Below are 24,894 nucleotides of genomic sequence, written 5' to 3'. Positions count from 1 at the left end.
TTGATTAGGGGAATCCGAGGAGCAATAACAGTTGGTGAAGATATTGAACCACAAGTTATTGATGCAACAGAAAAACTGTTACAAGAAATGATCCAAAAAAACAATGTAGATCCTGAGAACGTCGCACAGGTCCTTATAACGGTAACACATGATTTGATATCAACATTTCCTGCAAAAGCATTAAGAAATTTCGAAGGTTGGGTCTATGTACCGGTCATGTGTATGCAAGAAATACCAGTTCCAGGAAGCCTCGAAAAATGCATAAGAATTATGATGACAGTAGAAACACCAATAAAGCAAGAGCAAATTTATCATGCTTATTTAGAAGGTGCGACAGTGTTAAGACCAGATTTATCAAAGTCCTAACAGTGTTTGGTACTCTTAAAAGTAGTTAGAAAATTTGGAACAGTGTTATATCATTCTTGACAGTAAAGAGAAAGTTATAATAACATAATGTAGAAGATTATGATTAAGTAGATGAGTAGAGTTAAATAGTTTAGGGTAGCAGAGAATGAGTCAAGTTTAGTTGAGGTTTTTTTCGTAAAGGCACAAGTCTACCCAAAAACCATCGTGTTTTTGGGTTTTTATTTTAATTCATATAGCTTGCAAAGGTTATGTTGTTAGTTTAAATTTTAACAACACCTAAGCCTTGTTTAAGTATATATGTCAAGAGACTAGTGTTTTATTAATCTTCATCCTTTAATAACCTCCTAAATACTCGTTCTCCAAAACATATTGGAGGAGTGAGTTACTATGAATTTTTCTTCTTTTTCCACTTTTTGTGAAGATAGCAAGCATTATCGCACCATCCCCATCGTAAAAAAATATATCGTGGATACGTTCACGCCTATTCAATTATTTCAACTTTTTAAAGAAGAGGCTGTTTATTTACTGGAAAGTAAGGACTCAGAATCTAGCTGGTCCAGATATTCTTTTATTGGTTTAAATCCATTTTTATTTATAGAAGAAAACCACGGAGAGTTTTCTATTCTGAACGAACAAAGAAAAACGATATCAAAATCAAATTCCATTACAACAACCTTTAAACAACTTCAAGATCATTTAGCCATTAAGTTGCCAGATTTAGAGATACCTTTTGTTGGGGGAGCTGTAGGATATATTGGATATGATACAGTTTCTATCATTGAAAAAGTTAAAAAGCATGAGACGAATGATTTAAATCAGCAAAATTGTATGTTTTTTGTTTGTGAAACGGTTATTGCATTTGATCATCAAGAAAAACAGCTTTATTTTATTCACTACGAAAGAGTAAATGGTACCGAAGATGAGTCAAGGTTAAAGGCTACGTATCAACTAGCTGAAGCAAAGCTGAACAAATTTGAAAGCATGCTAAAACAAAAACCTCAATCAGAGCATTTACCACTAGCAGTTTCGGACTCGTTTGATGTCAATTTTGATGAAATTCAATCAAACTATGAAAAAGGCAAGTTTTTAGAAGATGTTGAGAAGGTAAAAGAATACATTCGTGCAGGAGATATTTTTCAAGGAGTACTATCACAAAGGTTTGAAATACCAATTTCAACAGACGGTTTTTCACTTTACCGAATTTTACGTATCGTAAATCCTTCACCATATTTATTTTATATTCGAATTAATGACACAGAGCTTGTCGGCAGTTCTCCTGAAAGACTTATTTATATTCAAAATAAACATCTTGAAATTCATCCAATTGCCGGAACAAGAAGAAGAGGAAAAACTGTTGAAGAAGACTTATTTTTCGAAGAAGAATTAAAGAACGATGAAAAGGAAAGAGCAGAGCATTATATGTTGGTTGATTTGGCACGAAATGATTTAGGTAGAGTTGCTGATTACGGAACTGTTAATACTCCTACGTTAATGGAAGTTGGTCGTTTTTCACACGTGATGCACCTAATTTCAAAGGTTACGGCTCAATTAAAAGAAGAAGTACATCCAATGGATGCATTATTATCTTCGTTTCCTGCTGGTACTGTTTCAGGAGCCCCGAAAATACGAGCCATGCAAATTATTCAAGAATTAGAACCAACAGCGAGAGGAAGTTATGCAGGTTGTGTTGCCTACGTTGGTTTTGATGGAAATGTAGATTCTTGTATTACAATTCGAACGATTACAGTCAAAAATAATGTAGCATATGTTCAAGCTGGGGCAGGTATCGTTGTGGACAGTGTACCTGAACTCGAATGGAAGGAAACATGTAATAAAGCGAGTGCTATGTTAAAAGCAATCCAATTGGCTGAAAAAGTCTTTTCTGAGGAGGAGAAACGTGATGAAAGAACTTCTAGCAACATGTATTGAGGGTCATACTTTGTCTGAGGAGCAAGCTGAAGAAGTAATGAATTCGATCATGTCTGGTCAAGCAACACCTAGTCAAATTGCAAGTTTAGTGTCCATTATGCGTCTAAGAGGCGAAACGGTTGATGAATTGGTTGGCTTTACAAAATCGATGAAAAAGCACATGTCTTCTATTAACTATGATTTTGATATTGTAGACACCTGTGGAACGGGGGGAGACGGCTCCTCAACCTTTAATATCTCAACTGCAGCAGCAATCGTTGCTTCCTCATTAAAGGTGAAGGTTGCAAAACATGGCAATCGTGCTGTTTCTTCTAAAAGTGGAAGTGCAGATGTTCTTGAGAAACTAGGCGTTAATATTCAAACTTCAAAAGAGGAAGCGGTAAAAAGCTTAGACGAAAAAAACATGAGCTTTTTATTTGCACCTATGTTTCATTCTTCAATGAAGCATGCGGTGAATCCACGCAAAGAAATTGGGTTTCGGACTGTTTTCAATCTACTTGGTCCATTATCAAATCCAGCGAATGCAAAACGTCAAATCATTGGTGTTTTTTCAACGCATTATGCAGAAAAAATGGCAGAAGCGTTAAAACGGTTAGGAGCAGAGCATGTTTTACTCGTTACAGGACGAGACGGCTTGGATGAAATATCTATAACAACGGCAACTGATGTTGTAGAGCTTAAAAATGGACATATATCAAGATACGTTCTTCATCCAACTGATGTTGGACTTGTAGAAGGGGTTATGGATGATATACAGGTTCAAAATTCAGATGATAGTGCAGAGCTTATCGAAAAAATATTTAGAGGTGAAGCACCAGAGAGCGCAGAGAATATTGTGGCTTTAAATGCAGGTGCAGCACTTTATGTTGCAAATCATGTTCAATCATTAGGTATGGGTGTGTTATATGCCAAAGAAGCGATTAAAAATGGCACAGCTTTAAAGCAATTAAAATCATTGCAGCATCAGCAGGAGGAAAATTATGCTTGATAAAATTATCGAAACTAAAAAAGAAGAAGTTAAAAATTTGATTCTGCCTGAAGATGAAGGCTTACCAAACCACTCTTTTCTTGATGCCCTAATTACTTCTAACAGGGATATGGCATTAATTGCTGAAGTGAAAAAAGCATCACCATCAAAGGGTTTAATTAAGGAAAACTTTGATCCTGTGGAAATTGCTCTTGCATATGAAAAAGGAGGGGCAGATTGTTTATCCGTTCTGACAGATTCTCCTTATTTTCAAGGAAAACGAGAATACTTAACTGCTATTAAAAGAGCTGTGAATTTACCTGTTTTGAGAAAAGATTTTATTATTGATTCTATTCAAATTGATGAAGCGAAACGAATAGGTGCTGATGCGGTATTGTTAATAAGTGAAGCTCTAGAACCTGCTCTGTTAAAAGATCTTTATCAATATTCATATGAGTTAGGATTGGATGTCTTAGTAGAAGTGCATGATCAACATAACTTAGAGCAAGTTTTACATGTTATTACCCCAAAAATACTTGGAGTAAATAACCGAAATTTAAAAACATTTGAAACAAATATTCAACAATTAGAAGGAATGGCTTCTTCAATTCCAGAAGAAACATTACTAGTAAGTGAGAGTGGAATTTATACAAAGGAAGACTTAGATTTAGTTAAACAGTACGGAGCTAAAGCCGTATTAGTAGGAGAATCGTTAATGAGAAAAGAAAATCAATCATTGGCTGTAAAACAATTATTTGGAGAAAGTCTTAATGTCTAAAATAGCATTGAAATTTTGTGGAGTCCAAAGTCTTGAAGATCTTCAAGTAGTTTCAGATTCTATTGCTCAATACATTGGATTCATCTTTGCAGAAAGTAAAAGAAAAGTAAATCCACATTTGGTTGGGCAATGGTTAAAAGAAGTTAATACAAAGAAGAAAGTCGTTGCTGTATTCGTAAATCCTACTTTAGAAGAAATTCATTCTGTTTTAAAACATGTTCCAGTTGATGTGATTCAATTTCATGGAAATGAGACGATCGAACAAATTGCTCAAGTTCGTGAAACATATCCAGGTTTTATTTGGAAAGCTCTTCACCATCATGACCATACCTTAGAAGAAATGGAAAAGTATATAGAGTTAGTTGATGGATTTGTTGTAGATTCAAGAACAAAAGATCAATGGGGAGGTACCGGTGTTAGCTTTGATTGGGATGCGGTACCTGTTTACCTTGAATTTGCAGAAAAACATAATAAAATTTGTTTTATTGCAGGCGGTGTTAATGAAGAGAATATTTCTAATCTCTTAAACTATCATCCACAGGCTATTGATCTATCTAGTGGCATTGAAGTTGACCGAAAAAAAGTAAAGAAAAGATTCTACTGATAGAGGAAAGGGTGTTACAACATGAACATATATCCTGATAAAAATGGACGTTACGGCGATTTCGGAGGTCGCTTTGTACCGGAGACATTAATGAGTCCATTAGCAGAGATCGAACAAGCACATAAAGAAGCAATGCAGGATCCTAGCTTTTTAGAGGAATATTCTTTCTTATTAAAAGAATACTCTGGCAGACCAACAACGGTCACTTATGCTGGAAATATAACAACAAAATTAGGTGGAGCAAAAGTATATTTGAAGCGTGAGGATTTAAATCATACCGGAGCTCATAAAATTAATAATGCCATTGGACAGGTTCTTTTAGCAAAACGTATGGGTAAAACTAAAGTGATTGCTGAAACAGGTGCTGGTCAACATGGTGTTGCAACAGCAACTGTTGCGGCTAAATTTGGAATGGAATGTAAAGTGTTTATGGGGGAAGAAGATGTACGCCGTCAGGAATTAAACGTTTTTCGGATGCAGCTGTTAGGAGCTGAAGTAATTCCAGTGACAAGCGGAAACAAGACGTTAAAAGATGCTACAAATGAAGCAATGAGATATTGGGTACAGCATTGTGAAGATCATTTTTACATTATAGGCTCAGTTGTTGGTCCACACCCTTACCCATATATTGTGAGAGAGTTTCAAAGGGTGATAGGGGATGAAGCAAAGGATCAATTCTATCATATTGAAGGAACACTACCAACTAAAGTAGTTGCTTGTGTTGGTGGTGGAAGTAATGCAATTGGAATGTTTGCTGCTTTTATTAATGAAGACGTAGAATTAGTAGGAGTAGAAGCTGCAGGAAAAGGTGTTGAAACTGATATGCATGCAGCCACAATTACAAAAGGAACAAAAGGTGTACTACACGGTTCATTAACTTATCTACTCCAAGATGAATATGGACAAATAACGGAACCATATTCCATCTCAGCCGGACTCGATTATCCAGGAATAGGTCCTGAGCATGCACACTTAGCTAATACTGGCCGCGTTAAATATGAAAGTGTCACAGATCAGGAAGCATTAGACGCATTAGAATTTTTAGCTCGTGAAGAAGGAATTTTAGCAGCTATTGAGTCAGCACATGCCCTTTCTGCAGCTTTTGAACATGCTAAAAAGATGAATATTGAGGAAAGTATCTTAATTTGTTTATCAGGTCGGGGAGATAAAGATGTCCACACATTAATGTCTCACTATAAGGAGGTTGGAAAAGCATGACAGCCCTATTTAATCAACCTATAAATAATCAATTATTCATTCCATTTATAACTGCTGGAGATCCAAACTCTGAGGCAACAATCGATTTAGCCCTTGCCCTACAAGAAGCTGGAGCATCGGCAATTGAATTAGGGATACCATACTCAGATCCTGTTGCAGATGGCCCTGTTATTCAGAAGGCCTCAAGTCGATCACTAAAAAATGGTATGAATATTGTGAAAGCAATCAAACTTGTGCCGGAAATGCGAAAAAAAGGGTTGAATATTCCAATAATTCTATTTACGTATTATAATCCTGTGTTACAATTAGATCAGGAATCCTTTTTCGCTTTACTGCGAGAAAATACGATAGACGGTTTATTAATTCCTGATATTCCGTTTGAAGAAAGTGAGGAACTTCGAGAAAAATGTAAGGAGTATTCTATTGCATTTATTTCTCTAGTAGCTCCAACTTCTTCTAGTAGAATTAAGATGATTGCGGAAGCAGCAGAAGGTTTTATTTATTGTGTTTCATCATTAGGCGTAACAGGAGTACGCAAAAATTTCGATGATTCTATTGCATCCTTTCTAGAGGAAGTAAGAAAGCATAGTAAAGTTCCTGTTGCTGTAGGGTTTGGTGTTTCTTCAAGGGAACAGGTGGAGCAGCTTGCACATATGTGTGATGGAGTTGTTGTTGGTAGTGCTTTAGTTCGAGAAATTGAACGACTTCAACCTTCTTTATTAGATGAGAATTCACGAAGAGATGCTGTAGAAGAATTTAAGAATTTTGCACGTACCTTTGTTTCTTAATGAAAAGCAAAATTTTAATTGCTTTAGATGAAATGAAACTTTATGATAATAAACATTAGAAATGTTTACTTATTAATGGCTTAGTTAAACTTATGGATAAATACAAGAGAAATTTAGTATTTTCCGTAAAGTTTAACAAAGCCTCTATTTAAAAGAGGTGTAATTTATGCGTGTAAAAGAACAATTATTAAGTCTTAAGCCTTATCAGCCAGGAAAACCAATGGAAGAAGTTAAAAAAGAATATAATTTAACAAAAGTTGTGAAGCTTGCGTCTAATGAAAACCCATATGGTTGTTCCCCTAAGGCTAAACAAGCCATTGTAGATGAATTGAGTCAGCTCGCGATTTATCCAGATGGATATAGTGCTGAACTTCGTACAAAACTAGCTGCTCACGTAGGTGTTCAAGAACAAGAATTAATTTTTGGGAATGGGTCAGATGAAGTTGTTCAAATTATTTGTAGAGCGTTACTAAGCCCAGATTCTAATACTGTAATGGCCACACCAACATTCCCTCAATATAAGCATAATGCTGTAATTGAAGGATCTGAAATCCGTGAGGTCCCATTAGTAGATGGTAATCATGATTTAGAAAATATGCTTCTGCAAATAGATGAAAACACGACGGTTGTATGGGTTTGTACACCGAATAACCCTACAGGTACATATGTTACTAAAGACAGTTTAGTTAATTTCTTAAATAAAGTGCCTAAACATGTGCTTGTTGTAGTAGATGAAGCCTACTATGAATATGTTTTAGCTGAAGATTATCCAGAAACTGTTGAATTCATTAACGAATATCCTAACTTAATGATTCTACGTACATTCTCAAAAGCTTATGGCTTAGCATCGTTAAGAATAGGTTATGGAATTGCAAATGCAGAATTAATTCGGAAAATTGAACCGGCTAGGGAACCTTTTAATACAAGCAGAGTTGCTCAGGTGGCCGCTATTGCAGCTTTAGATGATGCTCAGTTTGTTGAAGAATGTCGGGGGGAAAATAAGGAAGGGTTACAGCAATTTTACTCTTTCTGTGAGGAACTGAAGCTTCCATATTATCCTTCTGAAGGTAATTTCATATTAATTGACTTTAATCGAGATTCTGACGAAGTTTTTAATGCATTACTGAAAAAAGGATATATCGTAAGGTCCGGAAATGCTCTTGGATTTCCTACCCACCTACGTATAACTGTTGGAGATCGTCAACAAAACGAAGAAATTATCGAAGCATTAAGGGAATTTGTTCAATAAACTTTATCTTAAGGGTACTAATTTATATGATAGATTTGATCCTCATATTATTAGTACCTTCTTTCTTAGGTAATGATATATACCCTCAATTTATGATAGGACAAAAAGGTGATATTTTATGGTGAAAAAAGTTTATATAATAGGTCTTGGATTAATTGGGGGCTTTCAATAGCATTATCAATTAAGCAAAAAGATCCTTCAATACATATATTAGGTTTTGACATAAATGAAGATCAGGCTAATCTAGCAAAAAGGATTGGGGCCATTGATGAAATTGCCACCAAGCTTTTCCCGGATCTATCATCGGTTGATATGATTTTTCTCTCAACCCCTGTTCAACAAACAACTCAAATTATAGAACAATTAAAATCAGAACAACTGAAGAAAGATGTTATTGTAACTGATGTTGGAAGTACGAAAGTGAAAATTGTTGAATGTGCAAATCAGCATTTAAATGGAAAAATTAAATTTATCGGCGGTCATCCTATGGCTGGCTCTCATAAATCAGGAATATTAGCAGCTAAACCACATTTGTTCGAGAATGCTTTTTACATATTAACTCCTTCCCAATATGTAACTCAGAATGATGTTGATTTATTAAAAAGTGTTCTTGAAGGAACGAAAGCTAATTTCATTGAAATGACGCCAAATGAACATGATGAAGTTACCGGTGTAATTAGTCATTTTCCCCATATTGTTGCTGCGAGCCTTGTTTATCAGGCTAAAAATCATGAAGAGCAATTTCCACTTGTCAAGAGGCTAGCTGCTGGAGGGTTTCGAGATATAACGAGAATTGCCTCAAGTAGTCCTTCAATGTGGCGAGATATTCTTCTCCATAATAAAGAACCCTTATTACACTTATTTGATGAATGGATTTCAGAGATGGAGCGGGTAAAAGCATTTGTTGCAAATGAAGAAGCTGATAATTTATTTTCATATTTTCAATATGCAAAGAATTATCGAGATGGTCTGCCAGAGAAGCAAAAGGGAGCTATTCCGTCATTTTATGACTTATTTGTTGATGTACCTGATTATCCCGGGGTTATTTCTGAGATAACTGGATATTTGGCAAAAGAAAAGATCAGTTTAACGAATATACGAATTATTGAAACACGTGAAGAAATCTATGGGGTATTAAGATTAAGCTTTCAGACAGAACGAGATCGTGAACTAGCGATTGACTGTATTAACAAGTATTGTGCTTATGAAACTTTTATTATGTAGATCTAAATAAAATATAATTATTTGTACGATCTTTCATTACAAGTTTTTATGGATGACAGGACTAAAAAAGCTAAGGATATTGTCATAGTTTTTTCTAATAATCGAAGAGGTGGAATTATGTCAGAAGTTCAAAGATTATCAAAAGTTACTAGTTTAACTGGCTCAATTAACATACCTGGTGATAAATCTATTTCACACCGAGCTGTTATGTTCGGAGCTATCGCTAACGGAAAAACCGAAATTTCAAACTTTCTAATGGGTGCGGACTGCCTAAGTACGGTTTCTTGTTTTAAGAAAATGGGTGTATCAATTGATGTATCAAAAGACCTTGTAACAGTTGAAGGAAAGGGATTGGATGGTTTACAAGAACCATCTGATATATTAGATGTTGGTAACTCTGGAACAACAACTAGATTAATGATGGGGATATTAGCAGGGACTCCGTTTCATTCTTGTATTATTGGGGATGAATCAATTGCTAAAAGACCTATGTCGAGAGTAACAAAACCTCTGACAATGATGGGAGCAAACATTGATGGAAGAGAAAATGGTCAATATACCCCTATTTCAATTAGAGGTGGCAGTCTAAAAGGTATTCAATATGATTCCCCAGTAGCTAGTGCACAGGTTAAATCTGCCATTCTTTTGGCCGGATTAAACACAGTTGGTGAAGAAACAACTGTCACTGAGCCACATAAATCAAGAGATCATACGGAAAGAATGTTACGAGCTTTCGGGGTTGATGTAAAGGAAGATGAAAGATCTGCAACCGTTCGTGGTGGTCAAACTTTACAAGCAACAAATATTTTTGTTCCAGGCGATATTTCTTCAGCTGCATTCTTCCTCGTAGCTGGTGCCATCGTTCCAAGCAGTGAAATACGTTTGAAGAACGTTGGGATTAATCCTACAAGAACAGGTATCCTTGATGTTTTAGAAATGATGGGTGCCACAATGGAGATCATACCAAGCAAAGAAGAAACCTTTGAGCCAGTGGCAGATATCATTATAAAAACATCTTCTCTAAAGGGAACAACCATAAGTGGTGATTTAATTCCAAAACTAATAGACGAAATTCCTGTTATCGCCTTGTTAGCAACTCAAGCTGAGGGAGAAACGATTATTAAGGATGCAAGTGAGCTTAAAGTTAAAGAAACAAATCGTATTGATACAGTTGTAGGTGAGTTGACAAAAATAGGAGCTGCAATAAAAGCTACTGACGATGGAATGATTATTACTGGCAAAACAAACTTAAAGGGAAATGCGACAGTTTCAAGTCATGGTGACCATCGAATTGGTATGATGCTTGCTATTGCGTCTTGTATAACGGAAGAGCCGATTGAACTATTAAATGCAGAGTCAATCGACGTTTCTTATCCTAACTTTTTTGATCATTTAACTGGCTTAAGCAAATAAGTAAAAGAGATTGCTTTTGGATGCAAAAGCAATCTCTTTTTTGAGTTAATAAAAAACTAACATTGTTTTTTAGTGGAGGTGTCTGTTCTCTTCAGACCAAGTCTTCGAATCCCCCCTCTTTTTTTAGTTTATAAACTTTCCTTCCCTTCTTTTCAGGCGTTTTATCAAGTTAAAACAATGTGAATAAATGCTTATTTTTCATCATAGCTTGTCTTAAGGAGATGGAAGGAGGGACGCCTTATCGTGTGTTATATTATGGACAAAGTAAAGTTGTTAAAAAACGATTCAATTGAAAAAACATCTTTATTAATCAACCAAGACAAAATTGAGTTTATGCGTCATTCTATGGATAACATAAAGTTTGTAAGGATGGATTTAAGTTCGTATTTGTTAACCCCTGGCTATGTTATGCTGGATTTTTATCTTCATTCACTACTTCCATTTAAAGAATTCAAACGTACATTTATGCAGTACTTAGTAAGAGGATGCACAACTCTTCTCACAGTGGTAGATATTGATTATGAAAAGGAATTGTTGTCAAAATTAAAGCAAAGAAGGCATCTTATGATTAACTCGCCAATTGATTACTATATTGGAGTTAAGCTTTCATTAAAAACTCTTACCCCATCACTTATTAGAAAGTGTAAACAACAAAATATATCCATTATTTTTGTTGAACTAGGCAAAGGTGATAAGATAGATTCAAAGTCATGGGGCTGGATAAGAGATGCTATGTTTTCAAATCCAATAACGCTTATCCCTTATATAGCAGATGAAGAATTAACATCTTATAAAAAACAAAAACTTTTACAGGAATGGGTAAAACAAATGAAAGAAAATCGCCTTTCATCCATTGATACCTGTTTAGAGCCTGGGGTGCCCCTTTCTAAGAATGTTTTGATGAGATTGGGAGTATATCCTGCGAAAGGCGATATTCGCGTAGGTGGACAACTCAATTATAATTTATATCTACTAGATGAAATGAACGATCATACTGATGGAAAGCCAATGATAAATATTGAACTGAATTCTCCAGCATTTACATCACATCATGGCAAGATCATTAATGTTAATGGTGACATCACCTTCCAACCTGGCACCGGGGAAGAATGTTTTATCCCAATCTCAGGTCGTTTTATACCACAAACTGTTTCCTTTTGATGTATGATAAAGATTGAGTATATATGAAATAAATAAACCATTGTTAGAAGAGAAAGGAAAATGTATGTTTAACCAAGTATTAACCGAAGCAATAAATCTTGTAAATAAGGGTCAAACTGAAGAAGGATTAAACTTATTAGAAAATATAACACCTACTCTACATGATGAGGAAAAACTGCATTTAGCTGATCAATATTATCAATGGGGTATTGTCGACCGTGCACATGAAATGGTTGAAGAACTTCATTTCCTTTATCCCGAGGAAACGCAAGTAACCTTGTTTTTAGCTGAACTAAAGTTAGATTTAGAAAAAGAGGAAGAAGCCATTGATTTGCTTAACACGATCACGAATGATAATGAGTCCTATCCACAGGCACTTCTTCTATTGGCAGATTTGTATCAAATGCAAGGACTAGCAGAAGTAAGTGAACAAAAGCTAAAAGAAGCTAAGCTGTTATTACCGCAGGAACCCATTCTTGATTTTGCTCTTGGAGAACTTTATTTTCATCAGGGTAAGTACAAGCAAGCAATTCATTACTTCGAAATGCTTGTAAACGAACATAATACAGTTTCGGGCGTTATTATTCATCAAAGGTTGGCAGAATGTTTAAGTGCAAATGGGGAATTTGAGGATGCCTTGGAGCATTATAAGGAAGCTATAGACATACAGGAAGATGCAGATACTCTTTTTGGATATGGTTTTACAGCCTTTCAAGGAGGCTTTTACAAAACTTCTATTCAACAATTTCTTGCACTAAAGGAAGCCGATCCATATTATTCATCATTATATTTATACTTAGCGAAAGCTTATGAACATGAAGAATTATTACAAGAAAGCTTAGAAACTGTACAAGAAGGAATAAAGGTAGATGAGTATAATAAAGATCTTTTCTTATTTGGAGGAAAAGTAGCTATAAAATCTGGTCAAATGGAAGAGGCTGAACAATTATTACGTGAATCTCTTGCTATCGACCCTGGACATATTGAAGCAGCGATTACACTGTCACATATTTTTCTTCAAGACGAAAGATATGATGATGTGATTGACCTTATAAATGAAAGTAAACGATATGGAGAAGAAGACCCGCAGTTTGAATGGAATTTAGCACGAGCTTATCATCAAAAAGAAGAGTATACACAGGCATTAAACCATTATCAACTTGCATATAATTTTTTCAAGGAACAACGAGATTTTTTACAGGAATATGGGTACTTCTTATTAGAAGAAGGTCTAAGAGAACAAGCGAAGAAAATTTTTAAGGAATTATTAAAGCAAGATCCTTCAAATGTCGAATACGGTGAGATTTTGCTACAATTAGAAGATGAGTTTTAATGGAAATGAGAAGGATTTTATTTTTATTTTGTGGAATTATCAAAGTAAGAATAATCTGAACTGCAGAGGAGGGAATTGTATGGTGGCCCCTGTATCTGTCCATGAAAAGAAAGACTTCATCAGGTGGTTTTTAAACCATTATCAACTAAAGAGAAGAGAATGTGTGTGGATCTTAAATTATTTAATGAGTCATGACACTCTAATGGAAAAAGTACATTTTGTTGAGCAAGCTCAATATTGTCCAAGAGGAATTATTATGTCAACTCACTGTGTTGAAGAAGTGCCATTTCGCTTTTACAAAGAGAATGTCATGACAACTGATGCAGAAAAATCGTTTCATGATATTCGATTAAATAAAGAGGAAGAGCTTTTTATTCAACTAAATTTCAGATCTTCTTACCAATCACCACAATATGCAGCAGTTCTTGAGTCAAATCCTTATATGCCTGAGCATTTAAATGAGAATGAAAAAGACCGGGAAATTGCAGAGAAAGTTCTTGAACATTCTATCCAGAGCTTTCAAAAGAAAAACTTCTAAAATTAATTGATGAGGCATTGGATCGACAAGACAAAGAGAGCTTTCAAAAGTTAACTTATCAATTAAATCAATTAAACAGTAAGTAGCTATACAAATACACGCCCTCTCTATAAGAGGGTTTTTTTATTGAACTTATTCAGTATTTAACAATTTATTATATAAGCATTATAATATGTACATAGTAAAAAATTATTGCAGGGAGTTGAATGAATTGAAGTGGAATTCAAGTGATGTAGATTTATATAATCAATCAAAAGAGTACATTGATACGGCCATTATCCCATTAATATCAGTTTCAGTAGATTCAGATTTTAAACACACCGTATCTAAAGGAGAATTTATTAGTCTTGTTAGTACTGAATTAGAAAGACAATTGAAAGGCAGAGTGTTTCTCTTTCCTAGTTTTTCATATCTGAAAAACTCATCTACTGTTGTTGAAGATTTATCGAAGTGGGGAGAGGAGTTACAAAAGGAATTTAAACATGTAATTTTCCTAACTAGCGATGAAAAATTAAAAGATAAAGGAGGGGATGATCAAAATGGACAACTTATTTGGCTCCCTTCTATGCCATTGGAACACATGGATGATCAGTTAAAAAGGAAGCTCTTACAAGACCAAATCGAACAAATTTTGAACATTTTATTACAATCTTGGAATAAATCATAAAAACCTTTTCATTTCCAGGATTAGAAATCAGGATTTTATTGACCTCATGAGAAGATTGATATATCATGAGTATGTCCTAGTTTTATATGTTATTTCCGTATGTCCGTACGTACCGGACAGAGCTTAAGATAGAGGGGGAAAATGATGAGCGAGAAAAAACATCGAGTTTCTAGACGTCAATTCTTAAACTACACGCTTACTGGTGTAGGCGGTTTCATGGCTGCAGGTATGCTTATGCCAATGGTTCGCTTCGCACTTGACCCTGTGCTCCGACCAGCAGAGGAAACAGACCTAGTTCAAGTTGTAAAGGTTGACGAAATAACGGAAGAACCTCAACGCTTTGACTTTAAAATCAAACAAAAAGATGCTTGGTACGAATCAGAAGAAACAAAATCAGCTTGGGTTTTTAAAGAAGGTGACAAAATTACGGCTTTATCACCAATCTGTAAGCATTTAGGCTGTACTGTCGGTTGGAACAATGATCCTTCAAATCCGAACAAATTTTTCTGTCCGTGTCACTACGGGCTATATGAAAAAGACGGCACAAATGTTCCAGGAACACCGCCTCTTGCACCACTTGATGTATACGTACATGAAGTAAAAGACGGCTATTTATTCTTAGGTAAAGCAAAACCACGAGGGGAGGCGTAATCAATTGCTTAACAAAATTTATGATTGGGTTGACGAACGTTTAGATATTACGCCTATGTGGCGCGATATTGCTGACCATGAAGTTCCTGAACACGTAAACCCTGCACACCATTTTTCTGCCTTTGTATATTGCTTCGGCGGATTAACATTCTTTGTTACAGTTATCCAAGTTTTATCTGGTATGTTTCTAACAATGTACTATGTTCCGGATATTAAAAATGCTTGGGAATCTGTATTCTACTTACAAAACGAAGTGGCATTCGGACAAATTGTACGTGGTATGCATCACTGGGGAGCTAGTCTTGTTATCGTTATGATGTTCCTACATACACTACGTGTCTTTTTCCAAGGTGCTTATAAAAAACCACGTGAATTAAACTGGGTAGTAGGCGTACTTATTTTCTTTGTTATGCTTGGTCTTGGTTTAACAGGTTATTTATTACCTTGGGATATGAAAGCTCTATTTGCAACAAAAGTTACACTGCAAATTGCAGAATCAGTACCACTTATCGGACCAACGGTTAAGACATTGCTTTCTGGACATCCGGAAATTGTAGGTGCTCAAACACTTACTCGTTTCTTTGCAATCCATGTCTTTTTCTTACCGGCTGCTCTATTTGGTTTAATGGCAGCACACTTTGTGATGATACGTAAACAAGGTATTTCTGGTCCTCTATAAGATTTACTGATTAAAATCTTATTGTAATGTTAACGGGAAACCACCTTAGTAAGGAGGGGAAATCATGCATCGCGGAAAAGGTATGAAATTTGTCGGTGACTCTCGTATTTCAGCTGAGAGAAAACCAAACATTCCGAAGGATTATTCTGAATATCCTGGGAAAACAGAGGCATTCTGGCCAAACTTCCTTCTTAAGGAGTGGTTAGTAGGTGCTGTTTTCTTAATCGGTTTTTTATGTTTAACAGTAGCGCATCCATCACCACTTGAGCGTGTTGCAGATCCTACTGATTCAGGTTATATTCCATTACCAGACTGGTACTTCTTATTCTTATACCAATTATTAAAATACTCTTTTGCATCTGGTCCATACACAGTTATTGGAGCAATTGTTATTCCAGGACTTGCTTTTGGTGGATTAATGCTGGCACCATTTTTAGATCGTGGTCCTGAGCGTCGTCCTGCAAAGCGTCCTATCGCTGTAGGTATGATGATTCTTGGTATTGCAGCAACGTTTTTCCTTACTTGGGAATCTGTTGTTACACATGACTGGGAAGCAGCAGCTGAACAAGGGAAAATTAAGGCTGAAGCAGAAATTGATAAAGAATCTGAAGGATATGCTATTTACCAGGAGCAAGGCTGTATTTCATGTCATGGTGATAATCTAGAAGGTGGAGCTGCAGGTAAAGCTCTTGTCGATAACGGATTAGAACCGGATGCTATAGCTGATATTGCTAAAAATGGTCAAGGTAGCATGCCTGCTGGAGTCTTTAAAGGTACTGACGAAGAATTAAAAGTACTATCAGAATTTATTTCTGGTGTTACATCTAAGTAAAAAGCTGACTTATGTCAGCTTTTTTTGTTGAGAGCTTTATTGTGTTATATTATTAAAAAAACGATCTATATTAGCTATCGAAATCTAATAAGTCTGGTGTGTGAAAAATGAAATGGTTTCAATATTTATTAGGTCAAAAGCCGATTATTTTCATAATGATACTTATTAATTTTTTTGGGACAGTTTATGGATACTATTGGTATAGGTATCAATTAGCTGATACTCCTGCCCATTTCTACATATTCGTTCCGGATAGTCCAACAGCAAGCCTGTTCTTTTTAATCGTTGTGGCAGCTTTTTTAATGAAGAAAAATTTACCCTTGATTGAAGCTCTGGCGATTGTTACATTATTTAAATATGGTATTTGGGGTTGTTATTATGAACCTTCTTGTTCTGTTAGTAAATGGCTCACTTCCATGGGAAGGATATATGTTAATTGCTTCTCACTTTGGTATGGCAATTCAAGGTATACTTTATGCTCCATACTATCGCTTTAAAGCTTGGCACTTAATTGTTGCCGCGATATGGACCTTACATAATGATGTAATTGACTATGTGTTTGGAATGATGCCACGTTACAGCATGTTAATGGATTATATGAATCAAATTGGTTATATGACATTTTGGCTAAGTTTAATTTCCATTTTCCTAGGCTATTATTTTGTTATCAGAAAATCTTCTAGAAAACTTCAATTGTAAAGCCTAGCATTTATTTGCTAGGCTTTTTTGTTACGAATAGAGTAGAATTTGAATAGTAATTTACGGTAGTTGTTATAGTGTTTGAGTTATATTAAATTATTTTCTAAATTACGTTAAATAGAAAAAATATGGTCTATCCTTGTCCACACCGTCATACGATTTTTAATAGAAGTTCTAGGGGGGACAAGGATGAAGAAATTATTACTCACTATTATAATTGGTATGTTGCTGTTTCATATAAAACCAGTATTTGCAGCCGAAACATATGATTGGAAGTCTTTAAATAAAATTTCCGATACGGCCCTACAACTAGCTAAGCAAGAGCGCTTTGAAGAGTCTGCCCAATTACTTAATTACTTTACAGTTAAATTCGAAGAAATACCTATTGATCGAAATGTTATGTCTTTAGACCATTACCGTACCATAACTAATACACAAAAAACTGCTCAAGATCTATTGTTAAACGAAAAAGTAAGTACAATTGAGAAAGTCAGATCATTAACCAAATTTCGTTTAGTAGTTGATGCAATGGTTTCTGAGCATCAGCCATTATGGGGTTCAATGGAAACATCAATCATGGAAACATTCTCACAAATGAAAAGTGATGTTGAACAAGGTGATAAGGAGTCATTTCAACATGATTTTAACGAATTCTTATCTCTTTATGAGGTAATTTATCCAAGCATCCAAGTTGACCTAGACTTTCAACGAATTAAGCGTATGGATGCCCATATATCGGTAGTTGAGGATCGGTTATTTCATGAAATACCAGTTACAAGTAGAGTGAAGCAACTCACTGTAATGGAGGAAGAGTTAAAAGCTATTTTTGATAGAGTGAAAGAAGATGAAGCAGATCCCTCTTTACTTTGGGTTATGATATCAACAGGAAGTGTCATTTTATTAGCTCTATCATATTCAGGCTGGAAAAAGTACCGAGGAGAGAAAGAGAAGCAGCCAAAACGTGAAAAAGAAAAGCAATAAAAATGGAAGAGCGTAGAAATTTTTACGCTCTTCTTGTTCATTAAATCTAGCTCTATCTTGAAATCGGCTTTTTATTTTCATCTAATGTAAATCCTTCTCCTAAAACATCATGAACATCACTTACGGCCACAAAGGCATGAGGATCAACGGAAGTAATAACATTTTTTAAGCGGACAATTTCATTTTTGCCTACAACACAATAAAGAACATTTCGATCTTGCTTTGAGAAAGAACCTTGTCCTTTCAATATTGTTACCCCACGATCCATTTCCTTCATAATTCTAGAAGAAATTTCGTCGGGGTAATTTGAGATAATTGTAGCTCCTTTTGCAGCATATGCTCCTTCTTGCATAAAATCTATCACACGTGCACCTACAAATACCGCCACAAGTGTGTACATTGCTTCTTTATAGGAAAGATAAGCAATCCAGGAAATAGTTATTACACAAAGATCAAATAAAAACATCGTCTTCCCCATACTCCAGCCTATATAACGATGAGCTAATCTGGCAATGATATCCACTCCACCTGTTGTTCCTCCATACCGAAATATCGTACCCAAACCAATACCTAGGGAAACTCCAGCAAATAGGGCCGCAAGAGTTAGATCGTCATTTAATGGCATATTAATTTGAAAGCGTTGAAAAATCCATAAAAAAACGGACAAACTGACTGTTCCGATAACCGTATAGATGAAGGATGTTTTACCCAATACACGCCAGCCTATAAAAAATAATGGTATATTTAGAATTAAGTTAGAAATTGATGGATCAAAATTGAATAGAAAATAAAGCAAAAGTGTAATACCTGTAAATCCACCTTCTGCTAAATTGTTTTGAATATTAAAATGAACAAGACCAAATCCAAAAATACCCGAGCCAATTAGAATAAAAATAATGTTCTTTAATCTTAAATCTTGAAACATACTCCACCCCTACAATTCATTCTTAGCGTTAATATTATAATTGATAGAATGTCAAGGTGCAAATTTTGATAAAAACGTGACGAAATAATTGTAAATTTATTTGGTATTAGCTAACATTGAATTGTAAAGATGAGGTGAATAAAATGGAACATAAAACAATGAAGGACCTTCAAAAGGATGTTGACGATTATATCGGTCAATTTAAAGAAGGATATTTTTCACCATTAGCCATGATGGCTCGGATTACAGAAGAAGTAGGTGAACTTGCTAGGGAAATTAACCATACATATGGCGAAAAACCGAAAAAGACAACTGAAGAAGAGAAAAAGATCGAAGAAGAAGTCGGTGATGTTTTATTTGTTCTTATTTGTTTAGCAAATTCATTAAACATAGATTTGGAAGAAGCTCATGATATGGTGATGAATAAATTCAATACTAGAGATAAAGATCGATGGACGAGAAAAGAAAAATAAAGGAGTTTTAAAAATGTCAGAAGTAAAAATTGTTATTGCTGGTGCTCGTGGAAGAATGGGGAGCGAGGCTGTAAAGCTTGTTGAAGAAACGGAACATTTCCAGCTAGTGGGTGTAATAGATCATAAAAATGAAGGTATGAGACTTAATGAGCTTGAAGGTTTCACTGCTGATGTACCAATCTATACAGACATTGATAAATGCTTTTTTGAGACAAACCCCGATGTACTCATTGATTTGACAACACCGGAGATTGGGAAAGTACATACAAAAAAAGCATTACAGAATGGTGTTAGACCAGTAGTAGGTACAACTGGTTTTTCTGAAAAGGATCTAAATGAACTGCAACAATTAACAGAAGAAAAAGGAATAGGTGCAATTATTGCTCCGAATTTTGCAATTGGTGCTATTTTAATGATGAAATTTTCACAGATTGCTGCGAAATATTTTCAAGATGTCGAGATTATTGAACAACATCATGATCAAAAATTAGACGCTCCATCTGGTACAGGAATCAAAACAGCAGAAATGATTTCAGCTGTACGTGAAGAAAAGCAACAAGGACATCCGGATGAAAAAGAAATTATTGAAGGAGCACGAGGAGCTAATTTAAATGGAATTCGTCTACATAGCGTTCGACTTCCAGGATTAATTGCCCATCAGGAGGTTCTATTTGGAGGAGATGGACAGACGTTAAAAATTCGTCATGACTCATATAATCGTGCTTCATTTATGTCTGGTGTAAAATTAGCAGTTGAAAACGTGATGAAAATCGATTTGCTAGTGTATGGACTTGAAAATATTATTGAGTAAAAGGGGAAATATAAATGAAAATTGCGCTAATTGCTCACGATAAAAAGAAAACAGATCTAGTACAATTTGTTATGGCATATCAACCGATTTTTAAGGAACATGAATTGTTTGCAACAGGTACTACAGGTCTCCGCATTCAGGAGGCTACAGGTTTATCTATTCACCGCTTTCAGTCAGGCCCACTTGGAGGAGATCAGGAAATTGGTGCATTAATTGCAAAAAATGAAATGGACATGGTTATTTTCTTTCGAGATCCTTTAACTGCACAACCTCATGAACCGGACATAACAGCACTTATTCGTCTTTGTGATGTATATTCCATTCCACTAGCTACCAATATGGGGACAGCTGAAATATTAGTTCGAGGTTTAGATCGTGGGGATTTTCAATGGCGTAATGTTATTCATGATAAAAAGTAATTCAAATAACCGGAATGATTTGAAAAATAATCATTCCTTTAGATATGAATAGGGAGAATAAAATGAGTAATAGATTAGATATCCTTGCAATTGGTGCTCATCCTGATGATGTTGAGATAGGTATGGGTGGTACAATTGCTAAGTATGCCAAAGCTGGCTTAAAAATTGGAATTTGTGATTTGACAAAAGCAGAATTATCTTCCAATGGAACTGTAGCCATTCGCCAAGAAGAAGCAAAAAGAGCTGGAGATATTATTGGACTATCAGAGAGAATTCAGTTGTCACTTCCTGATAGAGGTTTATATATGCTGGATACTTCTATTAAAGAGATTGTAACGATTATTAGAAAATATGAGCCAAAAGTCGTTTTTGCCCCATATTTTGATGATCGTCACCCGGATCATGGACATTGCTCTAGGCTAGTTGAAGAGGCGGTTTTTTCAGCAGGAATTAAAAATTATCAAGATCTTCTAGGACAGTCGTCTCATCGAGTAAAGAATCTCTATTTTTATATGATCAATGGATTTCATAAACCCGATTTTGTTATTAACATATCAGAAACAATTGAACAAAAAATAGAAAGCTTAAAAGCATATTCCAGTCAGTTTGAAAAAGTTCAAGGTTCAACAGAAACACCCCTTACAAATGGCTATATAGAAGCTGTTGAAAGTAGAGAAAGATTATATGGAAAAGAGGTTGGTGTAATGTATGCCGAAGGATTTATGACAAAAAAACCAATCTTACTTTCAAAGGATTTAATAGGTGATAACGAATGAAACAAAAATTAAAAATAGGAATTACTTGTTACCCTTCTGTTGGAGGATCTGGAGTTGTTGCTACCGAGCTTGGAAAGCTCTTAGCTGAAAAAGGTCATGAAATTCATTTTATCACCTCAAGCTTACCATTTCGGTTAAATAAGGTGTATTGCAATATCACGTTTCACGAGGTGGAAGTAAATCAATATTCGGTATTTAAATACCCTCCATACGACTTGGCGTTGGCAAGTAAAATGGCTGAGGTTGCAAACCGAGAAGATCTTGATATATTACATGTGCATTATGCAATACCACATGCAATCTGTGCATACTTAGCTAAGCAAATGGTTAACAAAGATTTGAAAATAGTTACTACACTTCATGGTACAGATATTACTGTTTTAGGCTATGATCAATCGCTTGCAGATATGATTCGCTTTGGAATTGAGTCATCAGACCGAGTGACAGCTGTATCTAATGCACTCGCTCAACAAACGTATGAACTACTTCAACCGAAGAAAGAAATAGAAACAGTGTACAACTTTATCGATGATCGTGTTTATTATAAGAAGGATGCCTCTTATCTAAAGGAAGAGTATGGGATCCTAGAGGAAGAGAAGGTTATTATTCATGTTTCAAATTTCAGAAAAGTGAAGCGTGTTCAAGATGTGATTTATTCTTTCCAGAAAATCCAAAGAAAAGTAAAAGCAAAGCTGCTTCTAGTTGGTGATGGCCCAGAAATGTCTTTTGTAAATAAGCTAGTTAAAGAATTAGGGTTATCTGAAAAAGTTCTTTTCTTGGGAAAACAAGATAGCTTGGAAGACTTATATTCAATTAGTGATCTTATCTTATTACTTTCTGAAAAGGAAAGCTTTGGTTTGGTTTTACTTGAAGCAATGGCATGTGGTGTTCCTAGTATTGGAACAAATGCAGGAGGAATTCCTGAAGTCATTAAAGAAGGTGAAACAGGATACATCTGTGAAGTAGGTGACATTGATACGGTTGCTTTTCACGCTATACATCTTTTATCAAATGGTGAACTACATAAGTCTATGTCAGAAAACGCAAAAAATAGTGCGACACAATTATTTCATTCAGATAAGGTTGTTTCGCAATATGAATCAATTTACTATGAACTATTAAATGAAGGTGTGAAAAGTGGAGACCCCATTTTATGAAGCAAAACCCATATTAGAAAAATTACATAACTCAGACTTTGAGGCATTTTATGTTGGTGGAGCTGTACGTGATTACTTGTTAAAAAGAGAAATTGGAGATATTGACATTGCAACCTCAGCTAAGCCTGATGAAATTAAACAAATTTTCTCTAAAACGGTCGATGTTGGAGCAGAACATGGAACGATTATCGTGCTACATAATAATAAATCATTCGAAGTTACAACTTATAGAGCTGAAACAGGCTATGATGATTTTCGTAGGCCAAAATCTGTTTCATTTATATCTTCATTAAAAGAAGATTTAAGGCGCAGGGATTTTACCATCAACGCGATGGCGATGGATATTGAGGGCACTATTTATGACTATTTTGATGGAAGACAACATTTAAAAGAAAAAGTAATAAAGACGGTTGATTCTCCGTCAGAAAGATTTTCTGAGGACGCACTTCGAATGCTTAGAGCAGTTCGTTTTGTTAGTCAATTAGGATTTACTTTATGTCAAGAGACAAAAGCAGCCTTAAAAGAGCTTGTTCATCTGTTAGATGCGATTTCAGTAGAAAGAAAAACAGTAGAAATTGAAAAGCTTTTTCAAGGTGCTCATTATAAAGCTGCCATACAGACACTAATTGATTGTCAAATGAATAACTATTTGCCTGGTATGACTGAAAAAGAGCAGCAGTTAAAAATTTTAGCATCTTTTCAGTTAGAGTTTCTTTCAACAAGAGAAGATTTATGGACAATGATTACATATAAGGTCGAACCTCCCTCAGTAGAGAAATACTTAAGAAAATGGAAAATTCCGGTTAAGCTGATCAAAATAGTTGAAAAAAATATAAAATTTCTAATGTTACTTCAACAAGAGAAATCATGGACAAGCTTATTATTGTATGAAGCTGGATCTGACTGTGCACTATCTGTTGAACGTATTCGCTCTGTTATAGATGACCCGAATATGTTAAACGAGAATATTAATGCTGTGAAAGACTCACTCCATAAGCTGCCTATTCAAAATAAGAGTCAATTAGATATTACAGGACATGAATTAATTAAAATCATGAAAAAGAAACCAGGTCCTTGGGTGGCAAAACTTATTTCAGAAATAGAAAGAGAAATTATACTAAATACATTAGAAAATGAAAGGTCAGCAATAAAGGAGTGGGTATTAAAATGCAATCAGAACTTCGAACAAAATTACTAGAAGCTTTTTCAAATGCAGAGGGAGAATTCGTATCTGGACAAAAAATAAGTGAATATATTGGTTGCTCAAGAACGGCTGTTTGGAAACATATAGAAGAGTTAAGAAAAGATGGATATGAGTTAGAAGCTGTAAGGCGCTTGGGATATCGCATCACGAAAAAACCGAACAAAATAAGCAGCAATGAAATTCAAATTGGATTAAAGACAAAAACATTAGGGCGTCACGTCCATTTTGAAGAAACTGTTACATCAACACAGAAGATTGCTCAAACATTGGCAGGTAATGGAGCTCCGGAAGGGACTATTGTTGTTGCTGATCAACAAACAAATGGAAGAGGCCGTATGGCAAGAGAATGGTATTCTCCAAGTGGTACAGGTATTTGGATGAGTTTGATTATTAGACCAAACATTCCTGTTCATTCTACTCCGCAATTAACTCTCTTAACAGCTGTAGCTATCGTTCAAGCAATTGAAGAACTAACTCCGGTTAAGCCGGATATTAAATGGCCTAATGATATATTAATTAACGGGAAAAAAGTTGTGGGGATATTAACTGAACTGCAGGCGGAGGCAGATCAAGTTCACTCCGTAATTATTGGAACGGGTATTAATGTGAATCAAAAGGTTGAAGACTTTCCTGAGGAACTACAGCAGATTGCCACATCAATAGGAATTGAAACAGGAAAGCATTGGGAAAGAGCTCTATTTATTCAAACGATATTATTGAAATTTGAAGGGTTATATTCGTTATACCTTTCGCAGGCTTTCATCCAATTAAGCTGTTATGGGAGGGCTATGCCATTAGTTTGAATAAAAAAATGGTGGCTAGGACTCTTAATGGGTCAGTAGAAGGGAAGGCAATTGGTATTGATCATAACGGTGTTCTACTAATTGAGACTAGTGATGGAAGTATTAAAGAAATTTATTCAGCTGATATTGAGTTGAAATAGAGAGCTTAACCTGTGTGATTTGCTATGATAGATAACGATAGTAATTAGTAAAATTTTCTGCTATACTTTTTTTGGGTAGTATCTTATGAACTACACCTTGTGATAAAGA

At 35.2% G+C, this 24,894-nt stretch carries 23 protein-coding genes and 4 pseudogenes; 26 read left to right on the top strand and 1 reads right to left on the bottom strand.

Going from position 1 to position 24,894, the window contains the following annotated elements; all coding sequences use genetic code 11:
* From aroH to ypjB, 19 genes and pseudogenes are all read left to right on the top strand, one after another.
* Positions 1-366 carry a chorismate mutase gene (gene aroH / locus MVE64_RS04145; RefSeq protein WP_247346948.1) on the top strand — a complete coding sequence of 122 codons (366 nt, stop codon included), beginning with the start codon at positions 1-3 and terminating at the stop codon, positions 364-366.
* A 387-nt stretch (positions 367-753) separates the two neighbouring features.
* Positions 754-2,295: an anthranilate synthase component I gene (gene trpE / locus MVE64_RS04140; protein WP_247344044.1), complete on the top strand. Its 1,542-nt coding sequence runs from the start codon at positions 754-756 to the stop codon at positions 2,293-2,295.
* Entirely contained in the window at positions 2,264-3,283 is a 1,020-nt protein-coding gene (trpD, locus tag MVE64_RS04135; protein ID WP_247344042.1) for an anthranilate phosphoribosyltransferase, read from the top strand. Before trpE ends, trpD begins: the two co-directional genes overlap by 32 nt.
* Positions 3,276-4,040 carry an indole-3-glycerol phosphate synthase TrpC gene (trpC, locus tag MVE64_RS04130; RefSeq protein ID WP_247344040.1) on the top strand — a complete coding sequence of 255 codons (765 nt, stop codon included), beginning with the start codon at positions 3,276-3,278 and terminating at the stop codon, positions 4,038-4,040. Before trpD ends, trpC begins: the two co-directional genes overlap by 8 nt.
* The gene (locus tag MVE64_RS04125) at positions 4,033-4,644 is read left to right on the top strand and encodes a phosphoribosylanthranilate isomerase (RefSeq protein WP_247344038.1); all 612 of its coding nucleotides are present in this window, start codon (positions 4,033-4,035) and stop codon (positions 4,642-4,644) included. Before trpC ends, MVE64_RS04125 begins: the two co-directional genes overlap by 8 nt.
* 21 nt (positions 4,645-4,665) lie before the next feature.
* Positions 4,666-5,862 (top strand): tryptophan synthase subunit beta, encoded by a 1,197-nt coding sequence (gene trpB, locus MVE64_RS04120; RefSeq protein WP_247344036.1) that lies wholly within the window; start codon positions 4,666-4,668, stop codon positions 5,860-5,862.
* Entirely contained in the window at positions 5,859-6,650 is a 792-nt protein-coding gene (gene trpA / locus MVE64_RS04115; RefSeq protein ID WP_247344034.1) for a tryptophan synthase subunit alpha, read from the top strand. Before trpB ends, trpA begins: the two co-directional genes overlap by 4 nt.
* Before the next feature lie 166 nt (positions 6,651-6,816).
* On the top strand, positions 6,817-7,899 hold the full coding sequence (gene hisC, locus MVE64_RS04110; RefSeq protein ID WP_247344031.1) for a histidinol-phosphate transaminase: 1,083 nt from the start codon (positions 6,817-6,819) through the stop codon (positions 7,897-7,899).
* Between the two features lie 118 nt (positions 7,900-8,017).
* Positions 8,018-9,123, top strand: a pseudogene (locus tag MVE64_RS04105) (prephenate dehydrogenase).
* A gap of 117 nt (positions 9,124-9,240) precedes the next feature.
* Complete coding sequence (aroA, locus tag MVE64_RS04100) at positions 9,241-10,536, top strand: 3-phosphoshikimate 1-carboxyvinyltransferase (RefSeq protein WP_247344028.1); 1,296 nt, start codon at positions 9,241-9,243, stop codon at positions 10,534-10,536.
* Between the two features lie 243 nt (positions 10,537-10,779).
* Positions 10,780-11,697, top strand: a complete 918-nt coding sequence (locus MVE64_RS04095) for a hypothetical protein (RefSeq protein ID WP_247344026.1) — start codon at positions 10,780-10,782, stop codon at positions 11,695-11,697.
* Positions 11,698-11,761: 64 nt separating this feature from the next.
* On the top strand, positions 11,762-13,030 hold the full coding sequence (locus tag MVE64_RS04090) for a tetratricopeptide repeat protein (RefSeq protein WP_247344023.1): 1,269 nt from the start codon (positions 11,762-11,764) through the stop codon (positions 13,028-13,030).
* Between the two features lie 79 nt (positions 13,031-13,109).
* Positions 13,110-13,654 (top strand): annotated as a pseudogene (locus MVE64_RS04085) (ReoY family proteolytic degradation factor).
* A 125-nt stretch (positions 13,655-13,779) separates the two neighbouring features.
* Entirely contained in the window at positions 13,780-14,235 is a 456-nt protein-coding gene (locus MVE64_RS04080) for a YpiF family protein (RefSeq protein ID WP_231307772.1), read from the top strand.
* A gap of 144 nt (positions 14,236-14,379) precedes the next feature.
* A complete protein-coding gene (locus MVE64_RS04075; protein ID WP_098796137.1) occupies positions 14,380-14,886 on the top strand; it encodes a Rieske (2Fe-2S) protein in 507 nt (168 codons plus the stop codon).
* 4 nt (positions 14,887-14,890) lie between these two features.
* Positions 14,891-15,565, top strand: a complete 675-nt coding sequence (gene qcrB, locus MVE64_RS04070) for a menaquinol-cytochrome c reductase cytochrome b subunit (RefSeq protein ID WP_072579407.1) — start codon at positions 14,891-14,893, stop codon at positions 15,563-15,565.
* 64 nt (positions 15,566-15,629) lie between these two features.
* Positions 15,630-16,397 (top strand): menaquinol-cytochrome c reductase cytochrome b/c subunit, encoded by a 768-nt coding sequence (locus tag MVE64_RS04065; protein ID WP_247344021.1) that lies wholly within the window; start codon positions 15,630-15,632, stop codon positions 16,395-16,397.
* A gap of 107 nt (positions 16,398-16,504) precedes the next feature.
* Positions 16,505-17,096, top strand: a pseudogene (lhaT, locus tag MVE64_RS04060) (lipoprotein heptaprenylglyceryl N-acetyltransferase LhaT).
* A gap of 189 nt (positions 17,097-17,285) precedes the next feature.
* Positions 17,286-18,077 (top strand): sporulation protein YpjB, encoded by a 792-nt coding sequence (gene ypjB / locus MVE64_RS04055; RefSeq protein ID WP_098796134.1) that lies wholly within the window; start codon positions 17,286-17,288, stop codon positions 18,075-18,077.
* A 52-nt stretch (positions 18,078-18,129) separates the two neighbouring features.
* Here the strand turns inward: ypjB and MVE64_RS04050 are convergent, their stop codons facing one another.
* Entirely contained in the window at positions 18,130-19,002 is an 873-nt protein-coding gene (locus MVE64_RS04050; RefSeq protein WP_098796133.1) for a YitT family protein, read from the bottom strand.
* Between the two features lie 143 nt (positions 19,003-19,145).
* Here MVE64_RS04050 and MVE64_RS04045 point away from each other — a divergent pair, with 143 nt between their 5' ends.
* From MVE64_RS04045 to MVE64_RS04015, 7 genes and pseudogenes are all read left to right on the top strand, one after another.
* A complete protein-coding gene (locus MVE64_RS04045; RefSeq protein ID WP_098796132.1) occupies positions 19,146-19,475 on the top strand; it encodes a nucleotide pyrophosphohydrolase in 330 nt (109 codons plus the stop codon).
* 13 nt (positions 19,476-19,488) lie between these two features.
* Positions 19,489-20,286 (top strand): 4-hydroxy-tetrahydrodipicolinate reductase, encoded by a 798-nt coding sequence (gene dapB / locus MVE64_RS04040; RefSeq protein ID WP_247344019.1) that lies wholly within the window; start codon positions 19,489-19,491, stop codon positions 20,284-20,286.
* 14 nt (positions 20,287-20,300) lie between these two features.
* Positions 20,301-20,705, top strand: a complete 405-nt coding sequence (gene mgsA / locus MVE64_RS04035; RefSeq protein ID WP_098796130.1) for a methylglyoxal synthase — start codon at positions 20,301-20,303, stop codon at positions 20,703-20,705.
* Between the two features lie 62 nt (positions 20,706-20,767).
* Positions 20,768-21,481 carry a bacillithiol biosynthesis deacetylase BshB1 gene (gene bshB1, locus MVE64_RS04030; RefSeq protein ID WP_247344017.1) on the top strand — a complete coding sequence of 238 codons (714 nt, stop codon included), beginning with the start codon at positions 20,768-20,770 and terminating at the stop codon, positions 21,479-21,481.
* Positions 21,478-22,638 (top strand): N-acetyl-alpha-D-glucosaminyl L-malate synthase BshA, encoded by a 1,161-nt coding sequence (bshA, locus tag MVE64_RS04025; protein WP_247344015.1) that lies wholly within the window; start codon positions 21,478-21,480, stop codon positions 22,636-22,638. The genes bshB1 and bshA overlap by 4 nt, the downstream gene beginning before the upstream one ends.
* A complete protein-coding gene (locus tag MVE64_RS04020) occupies positions 22,619-23,836 on the top strand; it encodes a CCA tRNA nucleotidyltransferase (protein ID WP_247344014.1) in 1,218 nt (405 codons plus the stop codon). Before bshA ends, MVE64_RS04020 begins: the two co-directional genes overlap by 20 nt.
* Positions 23,806-24,785: pseudogene (locus tag MVE64_RS04015) on the top strand (biotin--[acetyl-CoA-carboxylase] ligase). Before MVE64_RS04020 ends, MVE64_RS04015 begins: the two are co-directional and overlap by 31 nt.
* Positions 24,786-24,894: the final 109 nt, after the last annotated feature.

Origin of the sequence: Metabacillus endolithicus (assembly GCF_023078335.1) — a bacterium.
GTDB lineage: Bacteria > Bacillota > Bacilli > Bacillales > Bacillaceae > Metabacillus > Metabacillus endolithicus.
The sequence above is the reverse complement of the archived record's forward strand: the minus strand, read 5'-3'. Positions and strand labels throughout refer to the sequence as shown.